Annotated in this window: 9 protein-coding genes; 4 read left to right on the forward strand and 5 right to left on the reverse strand. The window is 43.2% G+C overall.

What is annotated here, in order from left to right; all coding sequences use genetic code 11:
- Positions 1-11: 11 nt before the first annotated feature.
- From RCO84_RS10855 to RCO84_RS10870, 4 genes are all read right to left on the reverse strand, one after another.
- A complete protein-coding gene (locus RCO84_RS10855; RefSeq protein ID WP_317585085.1) occupies positions 12-1,748 on the reverse strand; it encodes a RagB/SusD family nutrient uptake outer membrane protein in 1,737 nt (578 codons plus the stop codon).
- Positions 1,749-1,780: 32 nt separating this feature from the next.
- Positions 1,781-4,894 (reverse strand): SusC/RagA family TonB-linked outer membrane protein, encoded by a 3,114-nt coding sequence (locus RCO84_RS10860; protein WP_317585086.1) that lies wholly within the window; start codon positions 4,892-4,894, stop codon positions 1,781-1,783.
- A 180-nt stretch (positions 4,895-5,074) separates the two neighbouring features.
- On the reverse strand, positions 5,075-6,577 hold the full coding sequence (locus tag RCO84_RS10865) for an AraC family transcriptional regulator (protein WP_317585088.1): 1,503 nt from the start codon (positions 6,575-6,577) through the stop codon (positions 5,075-5,077).
- 5 nt (positions 6,578-6,582) lie between these two features.
- Positions 6,583-8,349, reverse strand: a complete 1,767-nt coding sequence (locus RCO84_RS10870; protein WP_373690151.1) for an ATP-binding protein — start codon at positions 8,347-8,349, stop codon at positions 6,583-6,585.
- A 383-nt stretch (positions 8,350-8,732) separates the two neighbouring features.
- Here RCO84_RS10870 and RCO84_RS10875 point away from each other — a divergent pair, with 383 nt between their 5' ends.
- The 4 genes from RCO84_RS10875 (at position 8,733) to RCO84_RS10890 (ending at position 13,955) form a co-directional block, all read left to right on the forward strand.
- Positions 8,733-10,019, forward strand: coding sequence for an IS1380 family transposase (locus RCO84_RS10875; RefSeq protein WP_200756500.1), 1,287 nt, complete (start codon positions 8,733-8,735; stop codon positions 10,017-10,019).
- 871 nt (positions 10,020-10,890) lie between these two features.
- A complete protein-coding gene (locus RCO84_RS10880; RefSeq protein ID WP_233401181.1) occupies positions 10,891-11,277 on the forward strand; it encodes a LytTR family DNA-binding domain-containing protein in 387 nt (128 codons plus the stop codon).
- Positions 11,278-11,389: 112 nt separating this feature from the next.
- Positions 11,390-13,444, forward strand: a complete 2,055-nt coding sequence (locus tag RCO84_RS10885; RefSeq protein WP_317585090.1) for a TonB-dependent receptor — start codon at positions 11,390-11,392, stop codon at positions 13,442-13,444.
- Positions 13,425-13,955 (forward strand): hypothetical protein, encoded by a 531-nt coding sequence (locus RCO84_RS10890; protein ID WP_153082304.1) that lies wholly within the window; start codon positions 13,425-13,427, stop codon positions 13,953-13,955. Before RCO84_RS10885 ends, RCO84_RS10890 begins: the two co-directional genes overlap by 20 nt.
- A gap of 135 nt (positions 13,956-14,090) precedes the next feature.
- Here RCO84_RS10890 and RCO84_RS10895 read toward each other — a convergent pair whose 3' ends face one another.
- Positions 14,091-15,992 carry a GH32 C-terminal domain-containing protein gene (locus tag RCO84_RS10895; protein WP_317585091.1) on the reverse strand — a complete coding sequence of 634 codons (1,902 nt, stop codon included), beginning with the start codon at positions 15,990-15,992 and terminating at the stop codon, positions 14,091-14,093.
- Between the last annotated feature and the right edge of the window lie 30 nt (positions 15,993-16,022).

Here is a 16,022-nt window from a genome sequence, read left to right on the forward strand (position 1 = left end):
ACCGATGGTAATTATTCGTATCCCTTATTCTGCTTATACAGACCAGGAATGTAATACAGCTGGTTATATGGAACCGGATAGAACTCGTTCTTGCCCGGTGTGAACTTGGCATCCTTCAAGTATTGTGCGTATGTTTGCTCTCCATACTGATCTTTCTTCTCAGATTCGAAATACTTGTTCAGTGTCTCAGAAGCAATGCCCCAGCGGCGCAAGTCGAAGAAGCGGCCGTTCTCCATAGCCATTTCCAGACGACGCTCCCAACGAAGGCACTTTCTTGCCGTCTCCTTATCCTGGAAATAAGACTCAGGATAGAGGGCTATATCACATTGATCCTTGGCATATTCAATATGCTTATCCACAGAATTCTTGGCTCTCTGACGGATATCGTTGATGATGGTACGAGCCTCAGCCAGACGGCCCAACTCTATCAAAGCCTCTGCACGCATCAACATGATGTCGCTATAACGGAGCACATAGTCGTTCATCGCAAACGCCTGCCAAGAGCCATTGAATGTCTCACCCTTAGAACGCTGTGGTACTTCCTTCAGAGAGGTATAGTAACCATAAACGTTTGGTGTACGAGAGTTGGCCGTAGTCATCGTGTATTCTGACTCATATTTATATGGGAAGGTAGGCATTCCTACTGTATGGAACAAACGTGGATCCCATTTCTGACTATTAGGCTCACCGTTTACAGGATAATCACAAGTCGTGTTGTAGTCATCAAACTCAGGAAGTCCGTTCTTGGTCTTGAAGGCATTCACCAGATCCTGTGAAGGCTTGTGGAAATCCCATCCGCAAGACCAAATACCCCAACAGCCATTCAGCACGTTAGACCAGTTGCCACGTCCGAAGGTAGTATGGTCCTCGCTATAGTCGGAAGCCTGTACGGCAAAGACAGACTCCTTGTTGTTCTTATTGTCAGGCAGGAAGATATCGCCGAAGTCTGCCATGTAACCATAGTCTGAATTCTTCACCACATCAGTATAGTCGACAACCTTCTGCATATACTCCTTATTAATATGGTCAACACCATCGGTTGCCTCATAGCCATCACCCCAGGCAATGGTAAGATAACACTTAGCCAGATAACCTGCGGCAGCAATCTTGTTGACACGACCGCCATCCTTCTGCTTAGCAGGAAGTACATCGTATGCAGTCTGGAAATCGGCTATCACCTTCTGCCACAATTCCTCGTAAGTAAACTGAGTGTTTGATGTGCTCTCTGTTGTTTTATCCTCATAAACCTTCTCGTCTATCCAAGGAATCTGACGATACATGCTAAGTAACTTGAAATAGAAATGAGCACGGAGGAAGCGAACCTCAGCCTCACGCTGCTTGGTTACCTCAGCACCCAGTGTGCTCTCACCATTCTGTTGCAAAGAAACCAAAGCACGGTTGCAACGGGAAACGGCACAATAGAGACGATACCATAACTCGTCGAGTTCGCCCTTAGTAGAGGTCAAGGTACTCCAGATCTCCACATCGTGATAACCGGTGTCACCGGTACCACCGCCACCCTTCAAGCAATCGTCTGAAGAAAGGTCACCATATGGCCAAAGGTTGAATGGGTAAGAATACCAACAGTCACCCAACATCGCATAGGCACTGTTTACCATCTTGTCTGGCTCGCTGAAAGCCTTGTCTTCATCAACCACAGCTGTTGGGGTGTAATCCAGGAAATCATCACAACTGGAGAATGTTCCTATCAGTGCTACTGCAAGCACCATTGTATATAACTTTTTCATCTTAGAATTCTCTTTAAAAAATATGAAACATTTTAGAAACCTACCTGAAGTCCGAATGATACGGATGTTGAAAGTGGATAGTTCCAGTTTGGATTCTCTGGGTCTGAACAGGTCAGGCTATTGCTCTTGATGGTCAAAAGATTCTGACCTGAGAGATAGACACGGGCACTGGTCATCTTCAACTTGGAGAGGATGCTGCTTGGGATGGTGTAACCCACCTGCAAAGTACGCAACTTCAAGTAAGATCCATTCTCAACGTAGTAAGAGGAAGCACGACCCTCATCGGCTGTGTTCATGGTGCTCAGACGTGGGATAGAAGAACCGGTGTTGTTGGTATTCCAAGCATCGAGCAAACGGGTTCCCTTGTTAGAACCACCATCAGTAATAGCCCAGAAGTCGGTCTGGAACTTTTGGTTGTTATACACATCCTGGTCATAGACACCCTGCCAGAACATACTGAAATCAAAGCCCTTGTAGTTGAGAGCAATATTCAAACCATAAGAGAAGGCTGGCACTGGGTCGAAAATCCAAGTCTGATCATCTGAAGTAATTCCATTTTTACCATCTAAGTCCTTGTATTTCAATCCACCGACACGTGCATTTGGCTGTCCAGACTTATCTACTTCTTCCTGATTCTGGAAAATTCCATCGGCTACATAACCTACGATAGAACCATAAGACTTGCCACTCTGCACCAGGTTTTCCGTAGATGTGTGAGCGTAAGCACCTGTTGTTGTTGCTGGCAAATAAGTAACCTTGTTGCGGAAGAAATCCAGATTGCCGTTCACGTCGATGCCAAGTCCATTAGCCAAGGTCTTGCGATAGCCCACGGTGAACTCCATACCCCAGTTGCGGAGCGAAGGACCATTCTGCCATGAATTTCCACCTTCACCAGTTGCACCCAGATAAGCAGGATTAATCAACATATCCTTTACATTCTTAATATAGGCATCCACTGTACCATAGAGGGTGTTGCCAAACAGGGTGTAATCCAAACCTACGTTATACTGGGTAGCAGCCTCCCATTTCAAGTTAGGGTTAGCCAACTGTGTGGCACGATAACCTGAAGGGAAGGTACCTGAACCTTGCAGGAAGAGATCGTATGCAGTAGAGGTTACACGGTCTAATCCGTAATCCACTACATAAAGACCAAACTGTGCATTGTTGTCGATAGCCTGGTTACCCGTCTGACCCCAAGAGAGTCGCAGCTTGGCATCATCCAACCAATCCTTCTTCAGAAGATTAGAGAATCTGAAACCGAGTGATGCAGCAGGGAAAGTACCCCAGCGATGTGCCTTACCGAAACGTGATGAACCATCATGACGGATAGTAAAGGAAGCCAGGAGGAGATCATCCCAGTTGTAGTTCACCTTTCCAAAGAAAGAAGCCAGGCGATAGCCTACCTTTGCACCCGAGTTACGCATCGTTCCTGTTGCAGCATTTGGCCACATATAATCTTTATCTTCCAGCGCATAGCCTTCTGAATAGGCTGAGAAATCGATAACCGACTGCTTGGAAAATTCCATACCACCGAGTACATCGATGTTGTGCTTGCCTATCTGGGTAACGTACTGGGCTGTGTTAGACCATGTCCAGTTAGTCTCATTGTTATTCGAGAGCGTTGTCTTGGCGATGTCATTGTTGACAATATCGGAATGATAAGTATTCGTCATCGAATTGATAAACGATGTCTTGAAATCCAAACCGAAGTTAGAGCGCAGGGTCAATCCCTTGACAGGCTTCAATTCTACGAAAGCATTACCGAAAATGCGCCAGTAATCGAGGTGGTTGTTGCGGTTCTGATACTGCTCACGACAAGGGTTCTGACGGTCGGCCATACTACCCACAGGACCTGCGAAAGTCTTGCCATCTTCTTCGTAAACCGGAACGATGGAAGGCATCTTCAAGGCATTCTCCATCGGATGGCAATCTACCTGAGAGGTATAAGTCAAAGTCAAATTCTCACCTACGGTTACAATCTTATTTAAATTCCAAGAGGTATTCAAACGAGCTGAGATATTCTCGAAATTGGTATATTTCAGGACACCCTCATTATTCTTGTATCCCAAGGAGAACATAGCGCTATGCTTGTCGTTGGCATGAGATACAGAGAGGTCGTAGTTCTGCGAGAAACCTGTGCGAGAGATTTCATCGAGCCAGTCGGTATCTGAGAATCGCATGGTCTTCTTGGCATTGATGTAGCCATCATATCGACCATTGATCGTATAGTTCTGATACTGGTTGGTAGCAGGATTCCAAACGGTGATTGGAGTTCCAGAGGCCGCATTCAAGTCGATGCCGTAGTTGGCTGCATAAGCCACAGGATCGAGTCCATCGTTCAGGGCTGCCTGAGCCATCGCAGTAGCATACTGGCTGGAATTCATCAGCTTCATCTTCGACTGGTTGGAATAGAACTGTGCAGTCAGGTTGGCAGAGAAGTCAACAGCAACCTTGCTACCCTTCTTACCTTTCTTGGTGGTGATGATGATGACACCATTTGATGCACGTGAACCATAGATAGAAGCCGAAGCGGCATCCTTCAAAACCTGCATACTCTCTATATCATTTGTATTGAGGGTATTCAATGCCATAGTGGTAGGCACACCATCTATGATATAAAGAGGGTCCTGAGAAGAGTTGAAAGAACCGATACCACGAATACGCACGGTTCCTGAACCAATAGGAGAACCATCGGTAGTAACAGTCATACCAGGAACACGACCCTGCAAAGCACGCATCGGGTCTGTCTCTGAACTTGTCTTCAGGTTCTTGGTTGAAACCACAGCCACGGAACCGGTCAAGTCTGCCTTCTTCTGAGTGGTATAACCTGTTACAACTACTTCCTGCAAGTCGTTGGCATCTTCCTGAAGTGTTACCTCCATATTGTCTGAAGCCTTTACTTCTTGCGTCTTATATCCAATATAAGATATAACAAGTGTGGAACCAGGAGCACATTCTACATGGAAGTTACCATCGAAGTCGGTAACAGTACCGGTCTTAGTACCCTTAACCATGACAGACGCTCCAATGACTGTCTCACCGGCAGCATCCTTTACGATGCCATTTACATTTACCTGTTGTGCACTAGCTACGGTGCAAACAGCACAGAGCGCAGAGCTCATTAGTAATTTTGAAAGATTGTTCATACTATATTTAATATTTTAAGTTTCAAAAATTGTTATTGTTTGATTACTGCTGCAAAATTAGGCAAAGATTGGATATGAGAATAAAAAAAATCGTTCCTGCAACAATAATTATGTTACATGAAACGATTTTCGAATCTTACGCCACGATTTTAAAATACTTATTTTAAAGGAGTTAGAAAACTATTTCTTTTTAGATGCCTGTTCATTTCTAAAATCGGTAGGAAGAACTCCAAACTGCTTCTTGAAACAGGAAGAGAAATAGCCCGGTAACGCAAAGCCTACTTCTGCCGAAACTTCAGAGATTGTCTTGTCTGTTTGCTGCAAGAGCGTATAGGCTCTCTGCAGGCGCATCTCTTTCAAGAGCTCGGCAGGCGTTTTTCCGGTCATAGCCTTCACCTTGCGATAGAGCTGCACCTTGCTCAACAGCATCTGGGCTCCCAAATCATCCATCTTCATATCAGCATTGCCCATATTCTCAAGGATCTTCTTCTTGAAACGGTCCATGAAGTAACGATCACTCTCATCCAGATGATTCAGTTCAGCAGCCCAGCCCTCCTTGTTCTCGATGAAGCCACGAGCCACGGCTTTCTGCTTCTGTAACTTCTTTCTATATACCTTATATATATAGTAGATGACAAAGAGTAAAACCAAGACTAGAACAAAGGCAACCACAAGCATCCATTTCTGGATGTGAGAAACCTCAGTATAAGTATCAAGACTGTCAGAAATCTGATCCAGATTCTTCATCTTGGCTTCCAAATCCTGATATTGCAGAGCGATGGCATCGCAGTTTTCCTGAGTAGCAAGAAATGATTTCATCACATTATCCTTCGTATAGGGTTTACCCTGAAGGATATTCATCGCCAATTCCATAATCTTTTCGCCCTGGGTAGGATAGACATAAGAAGCTGCAAACTGTCCTCTCTTCACTCTATCCACTCCTTCCCATTCTCCAGGCAATCCATCAATGCCTACTATCAGCATCTGCTTATCAATGCCTCGTCTCTCTGCTTCCAGAAAGGCTCCTATGGCACCCAAGTCGCTATGTCCGAACACGCCATCCGCATGTCCGCCCTTATCCAGATATTGCTTCATCAACTCCTGGGCGCGCTCCATCTTCCAGTTGCTTTCCAGGGTAACCACCTTGATTCCCGGATAATTCTTCATCACCTCGTGGAAACCACGATGGCGCTCAATGACAGGGGAAGCATCCTTCAAGCCCGTAATCTCAACAACGGTACCTTTTCCATCCAGTTTACTGGCAAGAAAGCGTGCTACTTCCCTACCCGCTTCTACATTATCGCCACCGATGGAAGCTGTATAATGGGGTGTCTTTACCTTTCTGTCGAAGAGGATAACCGGGATATGCGCACGATAAGCTCGCTCGATGGCAGGTGTTACATCATTCACGTTATCAGGAGCCACCACGATTAAATCTACCTTCCTGGCTATCATACTGTCTATCTGGCGAGCCTGGCGTTGCCCGTCATTCTCTGCAGTAGTAAACAGCAAATCCACATTCTTATATTGATACTGCGCCAGTCGCATCTCATTATTCACCTTCTCGCGCCAAACTCCGCTACAACATTGCGACACACCAATCACCATCTTCTTCTGGGTGCATGAATCCAGAAGAAGCATACTACTAAGTAATACTATTAATATAATATAGAGTCTTTTCATTACTTTTATACTTCTTCCATCCGTTTAAGTTCCCACCCCTCAAACTGCATGATGATGAGATGGAGTTTTGTGCCTTGGCGCAAAGCCTCAACCCTTGGAGCCTCAGCATATCGATGAATCTGTTCTACAGCCTCACGCCACTGTTTCTCGGCCTTGGTCATAGGCTTGCCATCTTCCGTAAACTCACCTTCAACTATCGCAGAGAAATCTTTCTTCGAAAGAACCTTCAACTCCAGAATGTAGCTATGCTGACTGGCATAATGGGTAAGGTCTGGCAAAAGGAAGAAATCACAATAGCCATGATTCAACTCCAACTCAGGAGCCGTGACATAATAATTATTCAGATTCAAATAAGCCATGAAGAATCCCTGCAGATTTCGTTCAGCCTCAATGCCATCACGCACCGATGAAACCTTGGCATAGGCATCCGCCATAAAGCGCAATCCTTCTTCCCACTTACCATCGTATGCCATATCATAATAGTAATCGGTAAGCTGGTTGACATCCACATAAGCCTTTGCCTGATACTCCTCTTCCAGATAACCATAATACTGCTTGCGGACATTATTGTTTGGAATGCCCAGAATGAGCTTGGAGCCACGAGTTCCCTTGATGGTCAACATGCCATAATAGAACAGAAGACTTGGGAATATCTCTGCCTTTGGAATCTGATACGCAGAAAACGACTCATAAAGCTGGGTAACAATCTGTTCCTCTTCTGCTATCTTGCGGATGATGCCCTTACGCTCTCCATCCAGCTTGTCAAACTGCAACAGTTTCTTCATCTTGCCGTAATCGGTACGGGTATTCGGGTCAATCATCTCTTCTGGCGGACATCCGGCATCCATATAATTGCGAAGGTAATAAAGAACCATATCACAATTAAACATACGAGTTTTCTTCTTCAATGCCTGTTTAGCAAAGCAATAGTTATCATACCATGGCTTCATATTATTGACGATGGCATCAATATCACTATCAGCAGGAATACTACCATGTTCCTTATAATAGGTAAACATCTCCACCACATCGGTGGTAGAGAAGCCCAGCATCTCATCAAACTCCGGCTTGATAGAAATGTTCCAACCTATATTGAATCCACTCGTCACATCATCCAGGGTTACAGGGCTTACACCCATCATGAAGATACGCTCAAAATTACCCTTGAACTTCTTGAAGACGTCACGATAAAAGCCGTCGGCATGGGTTATTGCATGATATACTTTCTCACCACGTTCGTTGAGTATGACATTCGTGAAATTGTCATACTCATCGATGATGAGATACAGATGATACTGGTGCGCCTTGGCAGCCTTGAATATCAGTTCCATCTTTTCCTCGAAATCTTCCTGCGCCAGGATTTCTTCCATCTCTGCCTGATAATATTCTGAATATTGACGGACAAAAGCATCAAGGTTGATGCTGAGATAAGAATTAAACTTAGTCTCAAGCTTGTCGATATTACCCGTAATCTGGGAGAAATCGAGGAACAGCACCTGATACTTTCCCTGCAAAGGAGTAGGATGCTGACCTATCCACAGATTTCCAAAAAGACTCTGGAACTTATGGCTCTGCGCACAGTCATAGTAAGAATAGAGCATACTCAAGAATATGCTCTTACCAAAACGACGAGGGCGGATGAAGAAGAGATTGCGAGGCTGCTTCTCCAGCTCCGGGATAAACATCGTCTTATCCACATAATATAGATTCTGCTCTATTACCGTAGCAAAATCTGCCACCCCATAAGGTACTAGTTTTACTGGCTGTTCCATCATGATCTATCTTTAAAAACACTATCTGTGTGCAAAGATAGCATAAAAAAACGAAAAAGCCACAGTTTGCGTTTACAAATTGCGGCTTTTATTATATTTTATCCGAAACACACGTTCCTACCATACGACTTTCTTGTTGCCCATAATATAAATGTGTCCTTTTTGTGGCACAAGGACTTTTCTTCCCGAGAGGTCGAACAGAGTAGGATTGATGTTTCTTGCTATCATGAAAGATGATGCATATATACCTTAATTCCGCAACACTATATTTAACATTATTTATAAGTGCCTGTGCAACAAAAAGTTACCCAGGATTTTGCCATGTCAGAATTTTCACTTACCTTAGTGTTGCGAAAAGAAGACAAGCAAAACTCTAATATGACATGGCAAAGATACAAATAAAATCTGAGAAACTCACTCCTTTTGGGGGAATTTTTTCGATTATGGAGCAATTTGATGCTCTTTTAGCTCAAACCATAGATTCCACCTTGGGATTGAGATGCACTATGTTTGGTTATCAATATAGCGAGATTCTACGCTCTCTGATGTGCGTATATCTTTGTGGTGGCTCATGTATTGAGGATGTTACAACTCACCTGATGAAACATTTGTCTCTTCATCCAACTCTTCGCACTTGCAGCGCAGACACCATATTACGTGCTATCGAAGAACTGACTTTTAAGAGCATCACCTATAAGTCTGCTTCTGGCAAATCCTATGATTTCAATACTGCAGACAAGATGAACTGCTTACTGGTCAATGCCCTGCTTGCTACTGGTCAATTGAAATCCGGTCAAGAGTATGATTTTGACTTTGACCATCAGTTCATTGAAACAGAGAAGTATGATGCAAAACCAACCTACAAGAAGTTCTTGGGCTATAGTCCAGGCGTAGCTGTCATTAACGACATGATTGTTGGTATTGAAAATAGAGACGGCAACACAAACGTACGCTTCAACCAAAAAGAAACTTTGGAAAGAATCTTCAAGCGATTGGAGGCTTCGGAAATATATATTTCTCGTGCCCGCATGGATTGCGGCTCATGTTCGGAGGAAATCGTAGATATGGTAGAGGCTCATTGCAGGCATTTTTATATTCGTGCCAACAGATGCTCTTCTTTCTACGATTCCATGTTTGCCTTAACTGGATGGAAAACTGTTGAAATCAACGGTATTGAGTTTGAGTTGAATTCTATCCTTGTTGAGAAATGGAAAGGAAAACCGTATCGTCTTGTCATACAGAGACAAAGGCGAATAGATGGAGACCTTGACATTTGGGAAGGCGAATATACCTACAGATGTATACTGACTAACGATTACAAGTCGAGTGCAAGAGACATCGTGGAATTCTACAATCTTCGTGGTGGCAAGGAACGCATCTTCGATGACATGAACAATGGCTTTGGCTGGAATCGATTGCCAAAATCGTTCATGGCACAGAATACTGTATTCCTGCTTATGACAGCTCTCATCAGAAACTTCTACAAAGCTATTATGCAGAGATTGAAAACCCATGAATTTGGATTGCGTGCCACCAGCAGAATCAAGACCTTTGTTTTCAAGTTCATCTCTGTTCCTGCGAAATGGATTAAGACATCACGTAGGCATGTATTGAACATTTACTCAGACAACAATGCTTATGCCAACCTGTTCAAGACAGACTTTGGTTAAAGACCATGCTTTTCTGGTTAAACCAGCGTATTACCTCAAGTCGCTTTATGGGGTAAGGGGATTTTGTGTCTGCGACATTTCTGTTGTGCAAGAAATATGTACAATAAAATGAATTTTGTCGCTTTGCAAGCAAAATCCCACTAAACCCTATAGGTTGCGGATTTGAGGATATATAATAATAATGTGATAAAAAGTCCTGAGACATCATAAGAAAATGCTTCATTACCAAAATAAACGTCTCCAAAAGTACGTTTTTCAAATTTTATTTGTACTTTTGCCGTGTCATTCAGAACTTTGTTTTATTTTTGCAGCACGATAATAAACAAAATGTCTGGATATGGCAAGCATCCCGGTGCACCAACAGAGTAGCTTAGGTACTCTGATAAAGAAGATAAATGATAGTGCTGCGTTAATTAAATAAATCAGATTCAACATGTCGTTTCTAACTCGAACATATCCTTTTAAACAGAGTAAACACTTGCTAAAAGATAGTAGCATCTTTGGCTTCATCATTTGGGTAATTTTATATTTTCTGCAGCCATTTGGACTCTGCTTATATCAAGGTAACAAATGCTTTGTTGCTACATTATTCGGACTGGTAACTTTTGGATGCCACATAACATACGCTGCAACGATATTGAAGTATTTGCATCAAACTATCAAGCCCTGGCGTATCTGGCATGAAGGAGTAGCTATACTCGGACTGATTTTCATCATTGCCTTCGGTAATTTCCTCCTATTCTCATACTTGTTTCATTATACGATTACATTCAGTCTGTTTCTCTTGTTTCTAAATTGGACTATTATCATAGGCATATTTCTTACGACATTATCTATCGGAATGCAATACAACAGAACATTACGAGAGAGAATGGAAGAGTTGTTGCGCAATACAACAAAGGAACAGGAAGAAGTATCTATTACCATCCATGATACTAACGTAAGAGGAAACGATCTGTCGATTGCCATCAACGATCTACTTTATATCGAAGCACAGAAAAACAATGTATCCGTCTGTTTTCTAAAAGAAGGTAATGTTGTTGCTGTTGATATCCATACAACACTAACCCATGCTCTTGAAGAGTTGAAAGAGTTTGAGAACATTTTCCAATGTCACCGTTCTTTTGCTGTCAATGTGAATAATATCACTTCGGCACGAGGCAACTCAAATGGTTATCAACTGACTCTCGGAAATTGCACAAACATCATACCCGTTTCCCGAAGATTCGTGCCCAAGTTAAAGACTTATCTTACATAGTTATTTGTCCTTCAACTTAGTTATTCGGCATCTTAACTAGCTTTCTATCATAAGTTTTAGTTGTATATCCTAAGAATTTGGTAACTCCAGTTTCATGCAGTATCTTTGCGGCATGAAACATCGAATAATACATATCGCATTGCTGCTGACTACAGTCTGCAACCTGGCTGCACAGACCATCATATCAGGCATGGTAAAAAGCGGTCAGGAACCGCTTGCAGGTGCCAATGTTTTCATCATGGGCACAATTGATGGATGCCTGACAGATTCTCTGGGCAGGTTTTCCTTTTCCACATCAAAAACTGGAGAAGCGTCTATCAAGATTACCATGATTGGTTTTGAAGAATATATGCAGACTACAGATGCCTGCAAGTTACATAATCTTTCTATCCAAATGAAAGAAAAAGCTACGGCAATCCAAGAAGTTGTAATATCTGCCAGCACTTACAGTTTCGGGAGAAGTGACAACTTCAAGACTATGGATGCCTTAGATGTTGTGATGGCAGGTAATTCATGCGGGGACATTGTTGCAGCCCTGCAAACTTTACCCGGCACTCAAAAAGTGGGAGAAAATGGAAAACTCTATGTCCGTGGTGGAGAAAGCGAAGAATGCCAGACTTTCATTAACGGAATGCACGTCCTTGTTCCATATAGTACAAACACAGAAAATACTGCTGTACGTGGACGATTCTCTCCTTTTATATTTAAAGGTATCAACTTTTCTCTTGGTGGATATAGCGGAGAATATGGACAAGCACTTTCCTCCGTTCTCCCTATGGAAACATCAGATGCTGCAACAAGTGACAAATATGGAGTCAGCGCATCATTGGTTGACTGGAACATCGGTGGCACCAAGGCATATTCCCACAGCAGCTTATCCTTTAATGCCGCACTAACAAGTTTGGGAATCTACAATCAGTTATTTTCAGAAAGGCTTGATTTCAACAAGCCTTATCTAAAACTATCTGGCGAATCACAATACAAGAATGAGTTCCGAAATGCCGGAATATTGAAAACATACGTTGGCTATGATTTTACATCTGTAGGACAGCATATAGACAACCAAAACCTTTCGCTCAAAGAGAATAATATCTATGCCAACACAACCTATAAGGCACAGTGGGGTGCTGGCTACACGCTCTTTTGCGGTATGGCAAGCTCATCGGTATTCAACGATATAGAAGATGCGAAGATTGCTGGTGACCGATATTACAACTTCAGGAATGAGATACATCTGAAAACAGGAATACGCAAAATTTGCTCGGATGCACTAAAAATATCGGCAGGAATGGAGGACTATCAGCGAAACAGCCTCATGGAGTACGAAAACGATTGCTACAAGTTGGATTATAATATTCTTGCTGCTCATATTGATGCCCAATGGAGGATGATGCCCCATGTGTTCCTGAATATTTCGACAAGGACAGAATATATGGCTCATGCCAACTGGCTGTTTATGCCAAGGGCTACACTATGTTATATTCCTAACAAGAATTTTCAGCTTTCATTCGCTACCGGTCGGTATAGCCAGACTCCAGAAGATGACTATCTTGCAACAAACAAGAAATCTCTTGGACAAAGTACGGCAGATCATGCTATCCTATCCATACAATATAAGTCGCCTGGTACACTCATACGAATAGAACCCTACTGGAAAAAATATCAGCGATTGCCTTTATGGGAAAAGGGTATTTACCAACCGAAAGGATATGGAAAGAGTAAAGGTATAGACATTTTTGTAGAAGAGCATTCGCTTTTCAAACATCTGACCACAGCATTTTCATATTCCTACAACGATTCCAAGCGATTCTATCACGAATACACAGAAGAGCGAATACCTGACTACGCCTCAAGGCATAATCTGAGATTGACAGCAAAATATTCATTCGGCAAAGCAATCATCGGGCTGACTGAATCGTATGCAAGCGGACGTCATTTTCTTATTGGCAAGACACCACATTATAATAGCGTAGATATAAACCTTACTTATCTGCTAAGTCCCAAGGTCATTATCTATTCTTCTCTGAACAACATCCTCGGCCGTACAAACATTTTCGGATATAATACTAACGGACGTTCGATAGTTCCATCTAGAGACAGATTTTTATATATAGGCATATTTGTTTCACTTAAAAATAATAAAGCATATGACATTTCAAACTTTTAAACGATTCGTATTGATGTCAGTCTTCTTCATGACAACATCTGTAGTTATCTATGCCCAGCAATCCACAATGCAGGGACTTATCGGACAGTCGCTTGCTAAACTTCAGCAACCGACATCAGAGAGCATACTTAATTGTATTGCAGAGATGAAGCGTATTGATGATATGTTTCCTGATAGCATCCAGCCCAAGTTTCAGATAGCTTTGCAAAGTCTCAATTATTCCGTGATGAATCCGCATGCTCCACAAACAGAAAATCTTCTAAAAGAGACAGAAGAAACTATTGCCAAGATGGAGAATATAAAGCATGCTGACCCGTCTGACATCTGTACCCTTCGCGGTTTTCTCTATATGGTACGCATCGTACAGAATCCTGGGCAAAACGGTCAACGCTATTATCTGGAAGTGATGCAGGATTACGAGAAAGCTCTCAAACTCAACCCTGATAATCAACTGGCCAAACAATTGCAGCAAAAGTTTTTTGAGGGAATGAAACAGCAAACCGGTAAATAAGAAACAGAGGTTGTTTTATCCACGGACAATCTCCCCTGAGCCGAAAAAAAGAGTCGCAACCTAAAATATTATCAGGTTGCGACTCATTACTATTTACATTTAAACCTACAATTCGACCATACAATATCTACGTGATTACAAACCAAGCTTATGAACCTTCAGATTCTTGAATTCAGCCTTGCCATCCTGGGTGTAGAGCTTCACATTCTCGTATGGAGCTACAGGGAAGACGAGGTTGGTCATGGCGATACGACCGCCATCTACGAAGAGTTCTACAGATGACTTATCTACGAAAATATCAACATGATAGGTCTTCTTGCCATCCTCGCAAAGACTCAATGGAGCCCAGGTAGCCAGAGCGAAATCGTTCTTGTAGTTGATGGAGTTGGTGATGCGGGCAGGCTCCTTGCCTTCTGCAGCACGCTGCTTGTCCCAAGCCAACTCGATATCGTGAGGAACTGCCTGCTTGCCAAAATCGGTCAAACCGCTCTCTGTTCTATCCATAACCACCTTGCCCTGCTTCATATCGAAATAAATCAGGGTGCGCTCACGCTTGTTGTTTGAAATCTCAATACCGGCAATACCGTTGGCATCTGGTGTTACATCAGCCTCAATCTCGAAGGCACCCTCCATATTGGCTGCAACACCTTTCAGATCCTTGGCATCAGCAACAGAAGCATCAGCCAAATCCTTGGTTTCCTTTCTCAATGCATATACTTCAGGAGCTACATTCTCAGAAATATAATACTTGCCATTCTTCTCGTAAAGTTTCAACTCTCTTGGCAAACCGTTGGCACCACGGTTCTGCTTGAACGGAGTAAGGTTGGCATACTGCCAGTTGCTCATCCAGGTGATACCCAATACTCGGTCGCCTGTGTTTGAGAAGGTAACGGTAGCATAGTGATCCTTACCCCAATCGAGCCACTTCACATCGTGGGCATCAGGACAAGTAAACTTCTTGCCATCGAAATCGCCTACGAAATACTCGGTTGCACTGCCACCAAACCAGCAACCTGGATTGATATTCATGGTCATCACCCACTTCATGTTCTTCTTATCACCATTTACAGGCAACTGGAAGAAGTCTGGGCACTCATACTGGCATGGCTGCTGACCCAAGCCCTTACCAAAGGCACTCACGTAAGTCCATTTCTTGAGATTCTTTGACTTGTAGAAGCGGGTCTCCTTATCAGCAGAAACAATCATATACCAGCATTTTCCCTTCTCATACCAGAACACCTTAGGGTCACGGAAGTCCTTCAAGCCATCGAATGGAGTCAACACTGGGTTGCCCTCGTACTTGGTAAAGGTACGACCATTGTCATTGCTATAAGCGATGCACTGCACCTCATCATGGTTTACACTACTGTTGTTGGTATAGATGGCGATGATGGCATTCTTGCCGAAACCTGCCGTATTCTTCTTATCCACAACCGAACTACCAGAGAAGATATGACCTACAGGGTCGCGAGCGATGGCTGGATCGAGATGCTCCCAATGAACCAGGTCCTTGCTTACGGCATGTCCCCAGTGCATGTTGCCCCACTTGCTTCCGTATGGGTTATACTGGAAATAGAGATGATACTCACCATCCTTATACACCATTCCGTTAGGGTCGTTCATCCAACCATAGAGCGGAGTGAAGTGATAAGATGGGCGATAGTAATCGGTATTGGTGGTGTCGAATGTATCGCTGAGCTTGAGCAAGTTGAGTGCCAAAGCATCCTTCTTCAAGCCAAGAATCTTGACGGTAGCAGTCTTACCCTTGCCCAAAGCGAAAGGCACATAGTAATCAGAACCATTCTGAGCCAGGCGAACGTCCATCCAGGTATCATCCTTAGAACCTGTATCGAGCAAAACCTGGGCCTCATCCTTCTCTTCCTGGATAGGGAGAAGAAGATACTTGGTAGGATTCTCCACTTTGATGATAGTAGTATCACCCTTGTGTTCGATATTCATCTTCTGTGCAAAGGCAGAAGTTGTAGCTGATGCCATCAACATGAGGCAGGCAGCCATCAGCATTTTGTTTGTTTCCATTGTAAAATTATTGTTAATTGTTATTGTTTA

This window comes from Segatella copri, assembly GCF_949820605.1.
GTDB lineage: Bacteria > Bacteroidota > Bacteroidia > Bacteroidales > Bacteroidaceae > Prevotella.